The following is a 17,655-nucleotide window of genomic DNA, read 5'->3' on the forward strand; positions in this document are numbered from 1 at the left end:
TTGAAACCCCTGAGTTAGATTGATAAAAATAATTAATATTCATCCCATCGCGGCTTAACTCATCGACCATAAGTTTGCTATTATCTGTTGAACCATCATCAATAATTATCAACTCACAACTTGAAGAATGAAATTGATTAAAAAAAGACAATACCGTTTTTTTGATTGAATTCTCCTTGTTATACAATGGAATTATAACAGATATAATAGGATTAATCTTCATCATTGTTTCCTTTTATAAAATCACTGCATAATTTAATCGTCATCATTAAGTAGCATACTAAAACTGAGCATGAGAATGAAAAAATACCAAATTCGACAGAACCTAAAACTTGAGATAGCAAATATGAGCATACAGTTAGAACAAAAATTACCACATTAAAAATCAATAATAAATTTTGCTTTTCAAAAATAACAAATAAACTAAAAAATGGAGAAAAAGCCACTAAAGAAAAAATATATGGGATTAAGCATTTTATCATAACTGACACATATTCATACTCTGGACCAAACACTAACAATATAATAAAATCAATTGAAAAGTAAATAAACAGACATCCTACAAACGCTAAAGCTACTGTAAATCTCAACCCACCAATTAGCAGATTCATTACATTTTTCTTGTTCTCAATTACTTTAGACGTAAAAATCTGAGCTACAGAAGAGCAAAAGATTGATACTGGAGAAAGTGCAATTCTTATACTGGTTCCGTAGAATGCAGAATAAATGCTACCAAAGACTTTATCTATAAAAATTACCGGAAACCTTAATGTCAGAACATTAATGATTTCTGCCGTCATTTTTTGAATGGGTAATTTTTTAAATTCAACCAAATAATCATAAAAACCGTTGACACTCCACTTATATTGTTCTTGATTTGAAAAATTGACAGACCAATAAAATACATATAAGCAAATAATAGCTGTAAAACTCGTCCCTACGACATTCACCATCATCATAACTTGGCTATCTATCACCCCAGAGAACAACCAAATTAAATACACAAAAAGTGGTACAATTATTGCCACTACACATTCAAATAGAGCCAACCTAAGCAACTCACCTCTGACGATTGCAATGACTCTTGCCAAAGATTTTACACCGGAGAAAAATGCAAACAGTGTAATATAAAAATAATTTTGAACGCCCATTATTTTGAGAAAAACCAATGACAGGGAGCTAGTTGCTAATAAGAAAATTAAAACATGCTTTATATAATTGTGCACATTGTTGGGCTTCACATACAATGACTGTTCATAAAAACCTGTTATATAGACAGAACATATAGCGCCCACCGACAAAAACACAACATATTCACCAATTATTTCCGGCTTGGCAATTTTTGTTAATATAACAAATCCACAAAGTGATAGTAACTGAGCAACTAAGTTGATGAGAGTTATGTTAAACAATTTTATTAATTCACTCTTCACTCTATTTTCTCTAAAAAAAATTTTTGACTAGACAAGATTTTTTCTTTAGACCAATTCCACCACTGTTCAGACTCTAGACGCTCTATAGTTGTGTCACTAAATCTACTCTTTATGTACTTAGCTGGGTTACCACCAACGATTTCATATTTACCCACATTTTTAGTTACGACACTACCGGCTGCGATGACAGCTCCTCTGCCAATCGTAACTCCTGACAATATAACTGAATTAGAGCCAATCCAAACATCTTCTTCTATTATTATATCCCCTTTACTTGTTACATCATCCATGACAGAACCGCCATATATGTCTCTTGCAGCAAAGGTAGTAGATGCTCGGTCAAGTCTATGATTGCTATCCTGTATGGAAACGTTTTGACCTATTGATACAAAATCACCGATATAAATATTTGACTTAATGGAACTAATTATTGTACCTGGGCCAAAAATATTGACAAACCTGCCAATATTAATTTGACCCATGCACGTTGCCCGGTTAATTTTAGTTTCCTCACCGATAGACTCTATATACAACACGGACTTAGTTACTCGACAATTTTTTACTTGTTTTTTACGTAGAGATATGCTGGATACCATATCTATATTACTATACCCTTTAATAAATATAGCCCGATATAGAAACCACCGAAAAAGCACTCTGAACACATTAGTACCTCATACTTTTTATATACATATTTGTCAAATTATTAATTACTATTTTGACTTCCTTTGAAACTGGGACATTAAACCTTGCATATTGTTCACTTTCCTTTATCACCTGAGATATAGACATATGAACCCCAAAGTCTTTTACAGTTTTTATATAAGCAGCAATTGAATTTACGTTTACTTCCGCTGGGTCATCAAACTTTTTAATAAGTGAGGGTAGTTCATCAAATGAATTGCATTTATCCACCCCATCAATTAGTTCAAAAAATGCATTACCAAACATAATTGATCTTTTTCCGCAGTAGGTTGCCTCAAATGCTGATGTTCCCGATAGCGTAACCACGCCTTTAGATTTTTCTATCCAAGGTTTTGGATCATCATAACAATCTAATCTTGCCAACCTAACATTAGTTAGTTTCTTAAGTTCTTTATAAAATGAGAGAGGTCTCTCACCTATCATTGCGCCATGTTCTTTAACATATATTTTCCACCCCACAGGTAAAGACTTTGATACCGCGGCAATGACAGCATACTCATTGGGATAATGTGGTGATTTATTTAAAGTCGTAGACTCAGGTATTAAGTGCAATGGGAAATATACATAGTTTTCATCATAACTAGTGATATCTTCAAAGTATTTATTATTTCCACCTAATAAGACCCTTTCCCTATAAAACCATAGTATAAAGAAAAGTGAACTTTTTATTGGATTTGCTAATGGTGGTAATTTTCTAAATCTGAACCAGTTTGGAATGGTTGATATTAGGTAACAATTATAGTTAAGCAGCTTTTTTATATCAGAAAATGTGCTACTTTTATTTCTTTTAGCAGTATTGCTATTTAAGTAACCTTTTGATAATATATTATTCCTAGAAACAAGTTCATTAACTTTACTTATATAAACATTATCAATAGAAGTCTCTTTATTTTTATTGTATGCAGCAATAAAATAGTCGTCCGTTTTCCTCCCCAAATTAAAAGTAGGCAAAACGATATCATCGTATCTACTAAATTCAAGCGTGACATATTTCAAACCAAGTTGCTTTGAAATAACATGAAGAACGCTACGTCCAAGTTCTGCTATATCCAAATCCCAGATCATATCATAGTTATTTTCAGTCAATAGCTTTTCAATATATCTAAAGTTTAATTCAAGCCAATATAGTTTTTGAACTTCTGTCATCGGAGAAAAGAAGAATCGATAATGATAAGGCGTAGTAAAATATTGAGACGAAATTTGCAAAAGAGACAGTGGTAGATCGTGGCAGTACTTTTTTTCTACGTATTCTAGATATGATAAATCGACGGGATTTTCTAAGTCTATTTTTTCCAGATACTCAGAGAACACCCACTCTAATGTGTGAATTTTCACTGTACCAGCATGTTTATTGATTAGTGACACATAACTAGGGTCTTTAAGTAACACCTCAGTCGAATGTACAAATATAACTTCAACTTCGAAACCTTTTACTTTTAAATCATCAATCACTAAGTTCATCGGATATGCATATGTTTCCTTACATACCAATAGTATCTTATTCACCATTATCACCATGTAATTTTTTCATGAAATAATTCATCTTATTATTCTATTTAATTAAATCAAAACTAAGTGCTGTCCCTTTTTTTATATCGATAGTAGCATCCTTACCGATAACTTCTTCATAGTGTTTTGGTGCCAATCCAAATCCAGGACGGATACTACGGACATTCTCCGAAGTTAGGGGTTCGCCTTTAGCAATATCTTTTACTACATACAAAGAACGGCGAAATTTCACATTCCCTTTTTCAGCTTCTGTTCGCTCGTAGTTAACGCTCCCTATTGCTTGCCATGCTGTCTTCGTATCTTTACATAAAGCTGTTAATTCATGGGGTTCGATTGAGAAACTATCATCAGCACCTCCGCCGTTACGATCCATAGTCACATGTTTCTCAATCAAACACGCTCCTAAAGCCACAGATGCTACTGCTGTAGCATTATCAATAGTATGGTCGGAAAGGCCAGACAGAACGCCAAACCGCTCTGCAATATCAGTAATCGTCTTGAGATTATATTGCTCCGCTGGGGCTGGATAACCACTCACACAATGCAATACGATTAATTCTTTACAACCATTTTCTCTCGCTGTTTTTATCGCTTCCGCAATTTCAGCTTCGTTCGCCATTCCCGTTGAAATAATCATCGGCTTACCTGTTTGTGCGACACGCTTGATCAAAGGTAAATCAACCACTTCAAAAGAAGCTATCTTGTAAGCTGGGGTATCTAGAGACTCCAATAAGTCCACGGCTGTGAAATCGAAAGGGGAACTAAAGATAGTGATACCAAGTTCTTTCGCTTTTTCAAATAGAGGTTTATGCCACTCCCATGGCATATGAGCGCCCTTATATAGGTTATAAAGGGTCTGCCCATCCCATAGGCCACCATGAATCTGAAACTCTTCACTATCACAGTCCATCGTGATGGTTTCATGGGTATAGGTTTGCAATTTGATTGCATCTGCACCCGCTTTTTTCGCCTCTTCCATTATCTTGAAAGCACGATTAATATCACCATTATGATTAGCGGATAGTTCAGCAATGATGTAAGGAGCGAAATCAGGTCCTATTTTTCGACCGTCAATTGAAATATATGGTTTCATGTTAATCTCATAAAATGGGGTGGCGAATAAAAGTCTCAGGGCCGCTCTGTATGTAGTTTTCTGCACTTTCAAATAGCCTCTGAGAGGCCTTATTGTATTTTAATACGGTTGCGTTCAATGTTAGGTCTGGGTGTATTACATCTGCCATTTTTAGTGCTGCTGTCGCGACACCACACCCATAAGACGTTGGTGCGACAAAAATAGAGACCAGATAACTTTTCGCTTTTAACCTATCTAATCGCAATACACCTAGTTTTTCTCCAGTAACTTTGTCTTCCACCAAATAAAAAAAACCAGCGGTTGATGCTAGCTTGCGCTGCATCCAATTTTGATGTTCTTCCCAAGTAGGTACGGTGCGAATTAAAGCAAATTCTCGAGTCTTTGGGTGGCACTGCCACTCATAGACTTGCCGTATATCACTATGAGTCGCCAAAGACAGCTTGAACCGAGAAAAGAGCTGAGGCTCTACTAACTGCTGTATCTCCAAGACTATCCTTCTTATTCCAAGGCCATCACATAATTTCAAATTTGAAGTATATAGATCATTCCATTGGCTTAACGCTTTCTGGTAGGTGAGTAGTAGCTGGGTGTCGATATCATCTAGAGCAACTTTCAATATTGCTTCATGGAGTATCAGCTGCTCACAGAGCATTTGCTGGTTATCAGCCAACGGTATTAAGATGCTGGGTAAGCCAAGACAAGCCCGTTCCCAGCTTGTTGTTCCCGGTGCTCCTATTGCAATATCATGTTCAAGCATTAGGTTAGCCATATCTGCTTCAAAATCTTGATGCTGAACCTCTTCTTGCTGCTGACACCAAGCTTTAACCTCTTGATAATGAGGTGCTCTAGGACTAAGTAATACGGTAAAGTCAGCATTAACGTTACCCACAAGCGATTTTAGTGACTTCAAGGTCGCGTTCGGGTTATCTATTCCCCCCATAGAAATAAGAACTTTAGTTCTAGTTTCAGGTTGTGTTCTTAAGTAAGCAAACTCTCGTAACGACGCAAAATTAGGTGCTAAAATTGCGTATTCGCTACCAACTAACGGACGTGCTCTTCCCACGTAATCATTCGCATTACGTCCAAGCGTTTGATCAATAATTAAGTCAGCATCATGTTCTCGAGCTAGATCATCAATGGCTATCACAAAGCAATTAAAAGCATGTTGAATATGACCCTGCCATGCTTTACCAATTGCATAATGATCGGCAATAACAAGATCCGCACTCCCAACAACTTGAATGAAATCCAATGCATCATCTAGTTCAGGACGTTGTAGCCAAGCTTGATAGTCGGCTTCATATCGAGGTGTAATCAATTCGTTGGGAGCCGTAAGCCTTAGAACGTGAAAATCACGCTCCTCAATATACGACAGCATGTCACCAGGTTGAGGCAGACACGCAAAATAGATTGAATAGCCCTGTTTTTTTAATGCATCCGCAAGAACTAAACAGCGCATGACATGACCACTACCAATATGTAGTGAAGCATCCACTCTTATAACAACTTTCATTACCAAGCCGTCCAACCACCATCGACTGCGATATCGGCTCCATTTACAAATGAACTAGCAGAGCTCGCTAAAAACACAACGGGACCTTTCAACTCGGAAGCATTACCTACTCTTTGTAGAGGAACCTTATCAGCTAAAGACTGAACAAAATCAGGAACGTTATTGTTCAGGTTAGGAAAAGGACCTGGCGATATGGAGTTAAAGCGAATGCCCTCTTTGCCGAATTCACAAGCTCCATATTTAGTCCATTGAATCAAAGCTGCTTTTGCCACACCATAAAATGGCGGATTTGAACCTTCAGGCGCACTGTAAAGACTTAAGTTTGGGCTCACCTTACCGTACATCGATGCGATATTAATAACGGATGCGTCATCGCACTCTTTAACAGCAGATCTTAAACAAGGTAACGCTCTCTGAAGTAAATGATGAGCCGATTCGATGGTAATGGCATAGGCGGACATGTACTGCTCACTTGTCGAAGTCTCAATGGTTCCTCCAGCTCCAGCATATGCATTATTGATGATAACGTGCAATGATCCTGAGTACGTTTCAAAGAAGGCATCGACTTGTTTGTGAACGGTAACATCAAACACAGCAGCTTCAGCACTGAACCCTTTTAACGTTAATTGGTTCACGAGCTCTTGCGCTTTTACCTGTGAACGAGAGTTGACTAATACATGAGCGCCAGATTCAGCCAAACCAAAGCATATTTCTCTTCCTAAATACCCCACCGCGCCAGTAATCAATACACACTTACCTTGAAGGCTAAATAAACTATCTTTCATCTGCTCAGCTCCACATGGCTGGGTTTAGCGTTTTCTGGTCAAGTTCAAATGGTACTTTTAACGAAGCATCAAAAGCAACAGAGGGAGCATCAAAGCTCATCGCTGTGATGTTGTTTTCTAGTTGCTGTCGACTTTCACACCCAAGAACAAGTGCATCAATCCAACTTTGGGAACACGCATGCCTTATACACAACTCATAGATAGATGAGCAGTTATATTGCGCAGCAGTATCAGTAAGCCATTGAATAATTTCTGGGTAATTTTCGACATGGGCATTGAGCCAACTAATGGGATTATCCGACAATAACAGCCCTTGTAAAAAAACACTTCTTACGTGAATAGTTAAGTTACGTTTTCTCTTTTCAGCTAAGATTTTGTCTATCGAGGACCGCCACCTTTCATCCAATATATTAAATGGTAGTTGGATAAAGGATATGGAAGTGTTAGCAAGTGCGGCCTCAAGTTCCATTGGATTCTGAACCGAAACGCCTATATCTTGAATTGCACCGAGCTCTTGTTGATGTAACAATTCTTCCAAAATCATTCCATTCCACAATGTCATGTGTTCAGCTCGATGCAACATCAATACAGCAAGAGTTTTAGTCCCTAAAGCATGACAAGAACGGATAATTGATTCTCTCGCGGAAAGCCGCACCAAATCCAAGTTTGAATCTTTATTTAATGAAGAAAGAGGATCTAACTTGGTAATCACTTTGCAACGGCCAGACCATCCTTGCTTGAGCCACTCTCCAATGACTTTTTCACTGACACCATAAGCTCTAGCGGTATCTATATAATAAACACCCGAACGAACGGCTTGCGATAACAGACTATGGGCATCTTCGGTGGTAGGTTGTCCAATAGTGTTGTTCACACCGTAATTGAGCCCTAATTGCGCCCCACCTAATACAAGTTTGGCAACTCTTGAGTCCGCCCTCGCCTTAGGGTCTAGCTTCATACACAGTTCTGAAACTGATATCGCAACTGGGTCAACTATTTTTTCAAAGACTTTGGCGACTTGCAGGTAATCATCCAAGCTATCTATAGTGCAACGAAAACCCGTCAAATCCTCTTTAGTTCGAGGATTCATGTAATAGGCCTCCCCAAACTTTCGTCGAATATAAGGGGTCACATGCTCACAATCAAAATCAGAAGCCGTTGATCTTAAAGCCTCTCTAAGATACGCCAAGCGCGTAACTTCCGCTGCAAGTCCATAAGGTAAATTAGATTGCTCCCCATTTGCACATATGTAGTCGAGACCATTAGTAATAAACTGAGCAATAACATCTTCGATAAACTCGGCGTCCGGAAACACATTATCAGCCGTCAAGCGCACTACTATTGTATCTTCAGGGTAACCTTGAAATGCCTCTACGAACCGACTTAACACATTATTTAAATCGCCACGAAAACAATCTACGGAATGTTGAGCAAGTACTGAAGCCAAGTAGTCATCCGTTGGCTCATTCGACGTTAAAACACAAACATCAAAACTCTTATCGCGCCCAGCTCTTTTAGCTGCCAATACAGAAATAGGCATACCACCAATAGGCAGTAGTACCTTTCCAGGTAACCGACTAGAATTAGTGCGGGCTTGAATAGCGACGACTATTCTCGCTTCGCTCATGACCGCAGAACCTTTTCTAAGGCAACTTTCACTTGGTCCTGCTGTTCAATAGTCATCGTATGAAACATTGGAAGCGAAATAGCCTCTCTATAATAGCTTTCAGATTCTGGATAATCACCTTCAGAAAAACCCATAGATTGATAGTACGGCTGTGTATGCACAGGAATATAATGCAGATTCACACCGATGCCATTTTCGCGCAGAGCATCAAATACTTGCTTGTGGGTTAGTGATATTTCATCGACTTTCAAGCGTATAACGAATAGATGAAGACCAGAATAGGTATCTTCAAGCTGGTAAGGGAGCACAATAGGTAACGTCGATAGTATTTCATTGTAGCGTTTTGATAAAATATGACGGGCTGAAACAAAATCGTCAATACGTTGCATTTGGCTCACGCCCAAAGCCGCTTGCAACTCTGTCATACGATAATTGAAGCCAAGATCTATCTGTTGATAATACCAACCACCATGCGGTTCTCCTTGCATCAACTGAGGGTCTCGCGTAATACCATGACTACGTAACAGCGACATCTTATTAGCCAGTTTTTTATTGTTTGTAAGAACGGCTCCGCCTTCAGCAGTTGTCACGATTTTTACGGGGTGGAAACTGAACACTGTGATGTCTGAGTATTCACAATTCCCTATCGGTAAGCCTTGATATTTGCCACCTATAGCATGGGAAGCGTCTTCAATGACTTTAAAGCTGTATTCTTTTGCCAGCTCAGCAATCACTGCCATATCACATGGCTGACCGCATAAATGAACGGGTACAACAACTTTTGGAAGCCTACCTTCTGCTTTCGCTTTGATTAACTTTTCCTCTAGGCGTTTAGGACACATGTTGTACGTCTTAGGATCAATGTCGACGAAATCTACTTGTGCACCACAGTACAAGCCACAATTTGCTGATGCGACAAAAGTAATTGGCGATGTCCAAAGCCAATCCCCTTGCTTCAAGCCGAGAGCAAGACAAGCAATGTGTAACGCTGATGTCGCACTATTAACCGCAAGTGCATAACTAGCGCCAGTATAATCAACTAGCGCTTGCTCAAATGCAGGCACTCGAGGCCCCTGAGTTAGAAAGTCTGATTTCAAAACATCAACAACACCATCAATATCTTGTTGATTAATGTCTTGCTTACCGTAAGGAATCACTAATCACCTCACACTGTAAAATTTGGATCTACATGCTCAATAATAAGCTCACGCAGACTTTCAATAGTTTCCCACTCCGTATTTGTACCTGAATTGTATTTAAAACCAAACGGTACCTTCTCGGCTTTATGGTGCTTCATGTACTCTTCTTCAGTATAAGTAAATGATACTGAGGGCAGAATGGCATAATACTTACCCATATCAATAGTGTTCAAAGAGTCAGTATCTGTGATCATCTCTTCGTGCAATTTTTCACCTGGACGAATACCCACCACTTTTGTTTGCACGCTTGGTGCAATTGCTTCTGCAATATCTAGGATTTTGTATGACGGGATTTTAGGGATGAAGATCTCACCACCAAGGTGATTCTCAAGAGCGTACATTACCATGTTTACGCCATCTTGCAGTGAAATGTTAAAGCGCGTCATCTCTTCATGGGTAATAGGTAATAGACCTTCTACTTTTTTCTTCATAAAGAAAGGAATTACCGAACCACGTGAACCCATAACATTACCGTAGCGTACGACGCTAAAGCGAATATCTTTCGAACCACGAATGTTATTAGCCGCTGTAAACAATTTATCTGAAGCTAATTTGGTTGCTCCATATAGGTTAATGGGTGCACATGCTTTATCAGTGGATAATGCTACGACATCGTGTACACCACACTGGAGTGCTGCTTGGATGACATTTTCCGCACCATCAATATTAGTGCGAATGCACTCCGTTGGGTTGTATTCAGCAGTATCCACTTGCTTAATTGCTGCTGCGTGAATGATAACATCAACACCTTCACATGCTTGAATCATCCGGTTTCTATCGCGAACATCACCAATGAGAAAGCGAAGTTTATGATTACCAACATACTCTTGCTTTAACTCAAACTGTTTTAGCTCATCGCGTGAGTAAATTCTAATAGTTTTTACGTCTGGGTAGGATTTAAGTATGGTTTTGATAAACTGCTTACCAAACGAACCAGTACCGCCTGTGATTAAAACTGTTTTATTACTAAGCATTGAAATATCCAACATTTGCTAATTATTAATTCTTGTCCCATTTCCTTTATGCAACGAGATACTTTTATTAATTTTGAAATAGTTAATTTTAGTCTTTTTAAATCCTTTTTTTTGAAATTTTGTAACTACCACTTAAGCCTCTTTACTGCCATAGCTATAGTTGTAATAACCGTAGCCATAGGATGAGGAGGCTTTTTTCTCTATCGCATTGAGAATCACACCTTTCACTTCAATGCCCGCTTGTTCAAAGCGGCTACGTGCGACTTCTATCTCTTTAACTGTGTTCTGGCCAAAACGTGCTACCATCAGCGTAGTGCCTGCAAACGAACCAACAATGCTAGGATCGGTTACCGCCAACACTGGCGGCGTATCAATGATCACTAGGTCATAGTGTCCACTTGCCCATTCCATCAACTGTTTAAAGCGTGGATGCATCAGCAGCTCAGAAGGGTTTGGCGGCACTTGGCCACGGGTAAGAATGTCGAGATTGTTAACCTCAGTCTGTTTCACTGCAGTGGCGGTATCGATTTTACCCGCCAATAGATCAGACAAACCATTTTCCCATTTCAAACCAAAGCACTGTTGCAAATAGCCTTTGCGCATGTCGGCATCAATCAGCAGCACTTTTTGTCCAGTTTTAGCAGCAACCGCAGCAAAGTTAGTAGAAACAAACGATTTACCAATACCGGGCGCAGGACCAGAAATCATTAGCACATTATTTTTGGCTTCCATCATCGCAAAATGCAAACTGGTACGCAGACCACGTAGTGCCTCGATAGAAAGATCAGCTGGGTTCGTTTCTGCCAACAAAGCCAGCTCTTGGTTGTGTTTTCCTTTGCGCTTAATTTTTTCTTCCAATGCCAGCTGCAGGCTAGACTTTGGCACACTGGCGTACACAGAAAGGCCCACCTGCTCGATTTGATCAGGGGTCTCTACACCGCGGTGCAATGCCGCCTTCACCAATACAAGCACAACGCTTAATATACCGCCTAACAGAGTTGCCAATACAACAATGAATGGTTTCTTCGGTTTTACCGGCTGTGCAAAGCTTTGCGCCTCATCGAGAATACGTACGTTCCCCACCGTACCTGCCTTAATAATGCTCAGCTCTTGCACTTTATTAAGCAGTTGGATGTAAATTTGCTGGTTTACTTCCACATCACGTGTTAGGCGCAGCACTTCACGCTGGGTTTTCGGCAGTTTTTGCACTTGCTGATTTAGCCTCTCACGCTCTTTCAGCAAGGTTGTGCGTTTGTCTAGCAACGAAAGATAAGAAGGGTGATCTTTGGTAAAGCGTTGGCTAATTTCGCTCTCTTTAAACGTCAGCTCGTTGAGCTGAGCTTCCAGCTTTACCATCACATCCAATGTTGCTTTTGCTTCTAGGCCCAAATCGATCGATTCATTTTCTTGGCGAAAACGATTTAAGCTGTCTTCTGCAGTGGTGAGGCTGTTTTTAATATCCGGCAGGTGGCCTTTGAGAAAGGATAAACTTTTCTCTGCTTCCGCAGAGTTACGTTCCACGTTTTGTAAAAAATAGGTTTGACTAATATGGTTGAGGATCGCACTGATCTGTTTGCGGTTTTCACCTTCAAAACTTAACTGCAAAATGCCCGTTTGTTTACCACGCTCATCAATGGCTAAGTTTCTCTTTAACCATTCTATCGCATCTAGACGGCTACGTTGACCAAGCGAAAACTCTTGGCCAGTATGAGAGCGTAGTTCAGAAACAAATAACTCGTACCCCTCATTTTTCGCCAACTCTCCTGCCGCACCCTCCAGCACCACTTGCTCATCACCACGTACCAATTGATACGTTTTGTTTTCAGCATCGAGCACCACTAAGGTATGTCTCATACCTTGGACGTACTCAGGCACATCAAATCGGCTCACCTCAATTTGGTTTACCTCACCGGCTAAGCGCGCCAACCCTTTACCGGCAATCGGGATATATTGGGGTTCAGCTACGGTGGTCAAGTTGAACTTGTCTACCGTGTTGCCCAAAATCATACGCGATTTGATGATCTCAATTTCCGTCGTCGCGGAAGATTCTTGTGAAAAGAGCTCTCCCATATCCCCAACCAATGAGCTAATACCACCCGAGCTTTTTTGCTCAATTTGAATCAACGCATCCGCTTTGTAGATGGGAGTCGAAAGCAACGCAACGGCAACGCCTCCCGCAGCAAAGAGGAAAGTGGTCACAAGGATGAACCATTTAGCATCGATAATAATGCCAAGCAGCTTGCCTAAATCGATTTCGTCAGACGAGTTATCAACGGAAGATCGGTTTTGTGGTGTTGTCATTGTCTCGTTCAGTTCCGGGTTGGTGGATTTATGATTTTAAAATAAGGTTCTAGGGAAGAGCAGTTTTCTAGATTGCTAGGGAAGAGAAGAGGACTAGATTAATAGTTTTCTAGGTTACTAGTTTTTTCCTAGTCCCTAGTCATCTCGTCCCTGTTCTTTCTTAGTTACTAGTCTTTCCTAGTCCCTAGTAACCTCTTCCCTGCTCTTCTACAATTTCTTTGCCCAAGCTTGTGCAGCTTTGTCAATTAACTGATAAGCGTGCACAAAGGCTTCTTTGCTTTGGCGATAAGGATCGGGAATCTCTTGTTGACCAATCCATTGCCCGAATAGCATGGTTTTTCCGCGCGCTTCTGGGGAGATCTGTGTCAGTGCTTCCATATGGCCTTTTTCCATGACAAGGATCAGATCATATTGGCTACACAACGCTGGGGTAAGTTGCTGAGATTGATGATTCTCTACATCAACACCATTTTCTCTCGCCACTTCTATCGCCATTGCATCGGCTGGCTTACCAATTAGACGACTTTTCTCTGCTGCAATCCCAGCAGAAGCAACGGTTTTATTCGGAAGTAGTTTTTGTAACACACGCTCACCAGTTGGAGAGCGGCAAATGTTACCGACACAAACGACTAAGATTTTGTTAAACATGTTTTCCTCAGGTTGCTAGGGAAGAGAAGGTTACTAGATTAATAGTTTTCTAGATTAATAGTGTTCTAGGTTACTAGTCTTTTCCTAGCCTCTAGAAAACTAGATCCTGCTCTTCCTAGCCCCTAGTAATCTAGTCCCTGTAAAATTTTCTTACGGCCACGTTCTCACACGTAACACAGCTTCACTCAGTTCATTGAAACCGTAGATGGTTGGCATTAGCTGACTGATCACACGGTTCCAGCGGGTAATTGGTGCTGCGGTCACATAGACAATGTCGTATGGTTTAAGATCAAACTCAGTGCCAATGACCAGCGCAGAGGCATCTTTAATGTTGAGCTGGTAAATGTCTGCCATGCGTTCAGATTTGTTGTCTGACGTGCGGATAACGAAGACACCAGTTGCGTCTGATGAGAGTTCGTTAATACCACCCACGCTGCTGAGGGCTTCGGTCAAGCTCATACCGGAACGATCCATTTTAAGCAGTTTGGGATCATTCACTTCACCCATTACAAACACTTTTTGACTATCGTTGCGTGGCACGTGGAGGATATCGCCCGGCTCTAATAAACGGTTTTGCGTTAAGTCACCACGCTGCATGAGCGCGTAAAGCGAAATGGCTTGTTCTTCACCATTACGAGTGAGCGTCACGTTACGCCAGTCGGCATCTTGCGCTAAACCACCCGCACGGTTCACAGCATCAAGAATGGTTAGTGGGATATTGGTGATTGCTTGTTGGCCAGGGTTTTCAACTTCCCCAGTAATGTAAGCTTTCTTTGAACGAAATGCGGCGACGTTAACATCCACTTGTGGGCTTTCAATATACTTGGCAAGGCGTTTGGCGATATCAGCGCGTATCTCACGCACGGTTTTATCGACGACTTCGACAGTGCCAATATATGGATAGAAAATGGTGCCATCGGCATGAACCCAGTTACCCGCTTCGGATGCACTGCGGTAAGAACCTGCTGGAATCGTCAACTCTGGGTGATCCCAAATGGTAACGTTAAGAATATCACCAGGGCCAATCTTGTATTCATAACGGGCGATTTGCAGATCAAGCTCTGGGTTTGCGCGAGAAGTAAAATGCTGCGCTTTGGCGTATTCAGTCACCGAACGGGCGTTTAGCGGATACAAGTTAACCACCTCAGAAAGCTGACTTTCTTGGTTACTGTCGTTCACTTCAACAAGGGTTTTATTATCGGTAGGTAGATGTGAGCCTGGCACGGTACAGCCGGCAAGCAAGGCAGGTGCTAGCATCACTAGCAGAAGTTTTGTTTTCAGTTCCATGTAAGCCAAATCGTCTAAACGTTAAGAGCGTTTACTGCACTCTTAGAAGAATGAAAAGTTTGATTGAACACAACCCTTTCTATCGTTATGAAAGTGTCGGTATTCAACATAGTGAAAGGCGTTTTCCTTAAGCGCATTTAACTATACTTTATAGCCTAGCTCCCATGCAGAATACGGTTTTAAACCCTCTTGAGCCATATTCTACATTAACGCATCAGAATAAAAGGCATAAAGAGAGGCAAACTGTGGTTTTCTGCCCACATTTCTCTCGTTTTGATACGCTACCGCCCGAAGGCAAGCACGCAAAACCACATAGCGCAGAGAAATTGCTGCGTGAAGGCGTCGATGATAGCCAATCCCACAGCTTGCTGACGTATCATGGCAGCAATATGTATTGTGCCATGTCTAATAATATTTATGGCTGCTTATTATCCATATTGTGGCTCAGAGCACAATGGCTTTTAGTGAGCAAACGTTAACTTCAAATAGTTAGCACGATGCATACTCTTTTTGCTTTCCACGCTTTGCAACGGCAACTAGTTGTTTACATTCCATGCAAACTTTTCCTAAAATGATCAGCGGAGTGATAAATCACTCCAACATCGATGTTCATTATTTATGTATATACAAAAGGATTCGTCATGAAAAAAATCGCTTTAACAGCGTTAATTGCACTAGGTATGTCTAGTGGTGCTTTCGCTGCAGTAGATGCTGCTGCAGGTTCAACAGTGGCAACAGGTTCTACCACTGGTGTAGCAGCTGGCGCGACAGCTGGCACCGCAGCTGGTGTTGGTGGTGCTACGATAGCAGCTGTAGGTGTGGGTGCTGCAGTTGTTGCAACCACCGTTGTTGTTTCTTCAAACAACAGTACTTCAGGCACTACTGCTGGAACCACGACTGCCAATTAAGCTTTATTGGTTATTTTCTAAAAGCCAACTCGCTAGATAGTTGGCTTTTTATTTTATGACCCTCACATCTTTTCCGATAACTGCTGCCATAGCACCCTGAACGCCATTACTAAGATGGTTTTCTCTCCAAAACAAGGTTGTTAGTAGATGCCAAAACACTCTTTTTTTCGACCGATATACACTCGTCAAACAATCTTCATTGCTGTTATTGCCCTCGTTGCTTCGCTTTCTGGCTGTGTACAACGGTTTGAAGACATGAACTCTACGATTCATGAGGTCGTTTCTGGCACTGAGGACGTGACCCAAACCTCTCAGCAGGTGTTAGAGCTTCCCTACGCCAGTACTTATATGCGAATTAATGACGGCCAGCGCATTTTCATGGTGCTCGGCTACGCTGAGCAAAACCCAGACAATAATCAACTACAGCTAAAATGGGTTTCTTCAGACGGCGGGATGATTGTGACGGAAAACGGCCGTGTGGTTAAAACGCTTAATCTACCTTACGGGAATCTTATACGTAGAGAGGTGGATTTAGCGCACTCTCAACAAGCAAAACCTTGGCAAGCCAACCTTCAATGGCAAAGCCAGTATGATTGGAAGACACAAGGCTCCAATAGCAATGAAGGTATGCATTACGGGTACCTTGGCAATGTAACGCTCACACAAATGGGGAGTGAAGAGGCTATTTCCGCTATTTGGCAGCAAACGTTAACCATCTGGCAAGAGAACATCTTTTTCCCTCAATTAGATACCACGGTGCAAAACCAATACTGGGTTAATGACAGTGGTCAAGTAATGAAGAGCATTCAATATCTTGGGCCTGAAATGACGCGCATTGAATTCGAGATCTTGAAACCGTTTGCGGAGGCGGCACAATGAAAAATGGCTTTTCCTTTGTCACTCTGTTGAGTGGAATTGTGGCGTCTGCATTGGCTCTTTCACCTAGCGCTGTAGCTAGTTCACAAGAGAGCAATATTCAGCAACCCACTCAAGTGGTATTGCTCAATCACGATTTACAACTCAACTACCCACAACAGGTTCGTCTTGAGCAAGTGCTCTTGGATGCCAAGCAGCAAAATCGCCAACAAAATGGCTCGTCGAATGCACAAGCATTGAGTTTTCATGAAGGCTTCCAGCTGTTTAATCTCAACAAACAAGCCGAGGCGGATGCACTGCTACTGCACGTTCGCCAGCAACTTATTGAACTCGCTAAAGTTGAAGATTATCGCCAGGCCAGCCAGCTTTTACTAACGCTACTGGAAAAGCATCAATACGGTTATCGCGAAAACATTAATTTGGATATTGATGCGGTTCGTTTGAAAGCGGATCTCAACCCTGCCCTACCGGGTCACTATGCCTTGAAACAAGCCTCACGCGAGAACAAGGTGCTTTTATTAGGATTGATTGACCCGAAAACAGTGCCTTTTTCTGCAGATCTCGACGTAGCAGATTACATTGCCACCAGCACATTGAATAACAATGGCAATAAAAGCGAGGCATGGGTGATCGCGCCAAATGGCAACAGTAGCAAAGTGGGTTATAGCTACTGGAATAATCAGCATATGCCCGTGCTACCTGGCTCTACGATTTTCATTGGCTTTAACTCCAGTAATAATGAGCTTCAGGCGCTAGAGAGCGACATCGTCAAACTATTAGGGATGATCAAAGGTTAA

The 17,655-nt window shown here is 41.1% G+C and carries 16 protein-coding genes; 3 read left to right on the top strand and 13 right to left on the bottom strand.

The window, feature by feature from the left end:
- The 13 genes from FC652_RS15650 to FC652_RS15710 all read right to left on the bottom strand — a co-directional run.
- Positions 1-223 (bottom strand): glycosyltransferase (locus FC652_RS15650; RefSeq protein WP_217904645.1); only part of this gene is annotated, 223 nt, incomplete at its 3' end.
- Positions 213-1,433 (bottom strand): lipopolysaccharide biosynthesis protein, encoded by a 1,221-nt coding sequence (locus FC652_RS15655; RefSeq protein ID WP_176299320.1) that lies wholly within the window; start codon positions 1,431-1,433, stop codon positions 213-215. The genes FC652_RS15650 and FC652_RS15655, both read right to left, overlap by 11 nt.
- Positions 1,430-1,915 carry a CatB-related O-acetyltransferase gene (locus FC652_RS15660; protein ID WP_176299321.1) on the bottom strand — a complete coding sequence of 162 codons (486 nt, stop codon included), beginning with the start codon at positions 1,913-1,915 and terminating at the stop codon, positions 1,430-1,432. Before FC652_RS15660 ends, FC652_RS15655 begins: the two co-directional genes overlap by 4 nt.
- Positions 1,916-2,099: 184 nt before the next feature.
- On the bottom strand, positions 2,100-3,644 hold the full coding sequence (locus FC652_RS15665) for a hypothetical protein (protein WP_217904646.1): 1,545 nt from the start codon (positions 3,642-3,644) through the stop codon (positions 2,100-2,102).
- A 46-nt stretch (positions 3,645-3,690) separates the two neighbouring features.
- On the bottom strand, positions 3,691-4,740 hold the full coding sequence (pseI, locus tag FC652_RS15670; RefSeq protein WP_176299323.1) for a pseudaminic acid synthase: 1,050 nt from the start codon (positions 4,738-4,740) through the stop codon (positions 3,691-3,693).
- Between the two features lie 7 nt (positions 4,741-4,747).
- Positions 4,748-6,253, bottom strand: a complete 1,506-nt coding sequence (pseG, locus tag FC652_RS15675; protein WP_176299324.1) for a UDP-2,4-diacetamido-2,4,6-trideoxy-beta-L-altropyranose hydrolase — start codon at positions 6,251-6,253, stop codon at positions 4,748-4,750.
- Positions 6,253-7,038 carry an SDR family NAD(P)-dependent oxidoreductase gene (locus FC652_RS15680; protein ID WP_176299325.1) on the bottom strand — a complete coding sequence of 262 codons (786 nt, stop codon included), beginning with the start codon at positions 7,036-7,038 and terminating at the stop codon, positions 6,253-6,255. Before FC652_RS15680 ends, pseG begins: the two co-directional genes overlap by 1 nt.
- Before the next feature lie 4 nt (positions 7,039-7,042).
- Positions 7,043-8,665, bottom strand: coding sequence for an aldo/keto reductase (locus FC652_RS15685; protein ID WP_176299326.1), 1,623 nt, complete (start codon positions 8,663-8,665; stop codon positions 7,043-7,045).
- On the bottom strand, positions 8,662-9,822 hold the full coding sequence (pseC, locus tag FC652_RS15690) for a UDP-4-amino-4,6-dideoxy-N-acetyl-beta-L-altrosamine transaminase (RefSeq protein ID WP_176299327.1): 1,161 nt from the start codon (positions 9,820-9,822) through the stop codon (positions 8,662-8,664). Before pseC ends, FC652_RS15685 begins: the two co-directional genes overlap by 4 nt.
- 8 nt (positions 9,823-9,830) lie before the next feature.
- Positions 9,831-10,838: a UDP-N-acetylglucosamine 4,6-dehydratase (inverting) gene (gene pseB / locus FC652_RS15695; RefSeq protein ID WP_176299328.1), complete on the bottom strand. Its 1,008-nt coding sequence runs from the start codon at positions 10,836-10,838 to the stop codon at positions 9,831-9,833.
- Between the two features lie 132 nt (positions 10,839-10,970).
- Positions 10,971-13,139, bottom strand: a complete 2,169-nt coding sequence (locus FC652_RS15700) for a polysaccharide biosynthesis tyrosine autokinase (RefSeq protein WP_176299329.1) — start codon at positions 13,137-13,139, stop codon at positions 10,971-10,973.
- Positions 13,140-13,346: 207 nt separating this feature from the next.
- Positions 13,347-13,787, bottom strand: coding sequence for a low molecular weight protein-tyrosine-phosphatase (locus FC652_RS15705; RefSeq protein WP_176299330.1), 441 nt, complete (start codon positions 13,785-13,787; stop codon positions 13,347-13,349).
- 150 nt (positions 13,788-13,937) lie between these two features.
- Positions 13,938-15,074: a polysaccharide export protein gene (locus FC652_RS15710; protein WP_176299331.1), complete on the bottom strand. Its 1,137-nt coding sequence runs from the start codon at positions 15,072-15,074 to the stop codon at positions 13,938-13,940.
- A 641-nt stretch (positions 15,075-15,715) separates the two neighbouring features.
- On the opposite strand from FC652_RS15710, the gene FC652_RS15715 reads away from it, so the two are divergent.
- The 3 genes from FC652_RS15715 to FC652_RS15725 all read left to right on the top strand — a co-directional run bounded on the left by FC652_RS15715 (position 15,716) and on the right by FC652_RS15725 (position 17,655).
- Entirely contained in the window at positions 15,716-15,982 is a 267-nt protein-coding gene (locus FC652_RS15715) for a hypothetical protein (RefSeq protein ID WP_176299332.1), read from the top strand.
- Between the two features lie 147 nt (positions 15,983-16,129).
- The gene (locus tag FC652_RS15720) at positions 16,130-16,861 is read left to right on the top strand and encodes a YjbF family lipoprotein (RefSeq protein ID WP_255199174.1); all 732 of its coding nucleotides are present in this window, start codon (positions 16,130-16,132) and stop codon (positions 16,859-16,861) included.
- Entirely contained in the window at positions 16,858-17,655 is a 798-nt protein-coding gene (locus FC652_RS15725; RefSeq protein WP_176299333.1) for a capsule biosynthesis GfcC family protein, read from the top strand. The genes FC652_RS15720 and FC652_RS15725 overlap by 4 nt, the downstream gene beginning before the upstream one ends.

It is taken from the genome of Vibrio sp. 05-20-BW147, assembly GCF_013369385.1.
In the GTDB taxonomy this organism is placed as follows: domain Bacteria; phylum Pseudomonadota; class Gammaproteobacteria; order Enterobacterales; family Vibrionaceae; genus Vibrio; species Vibrio floridensis.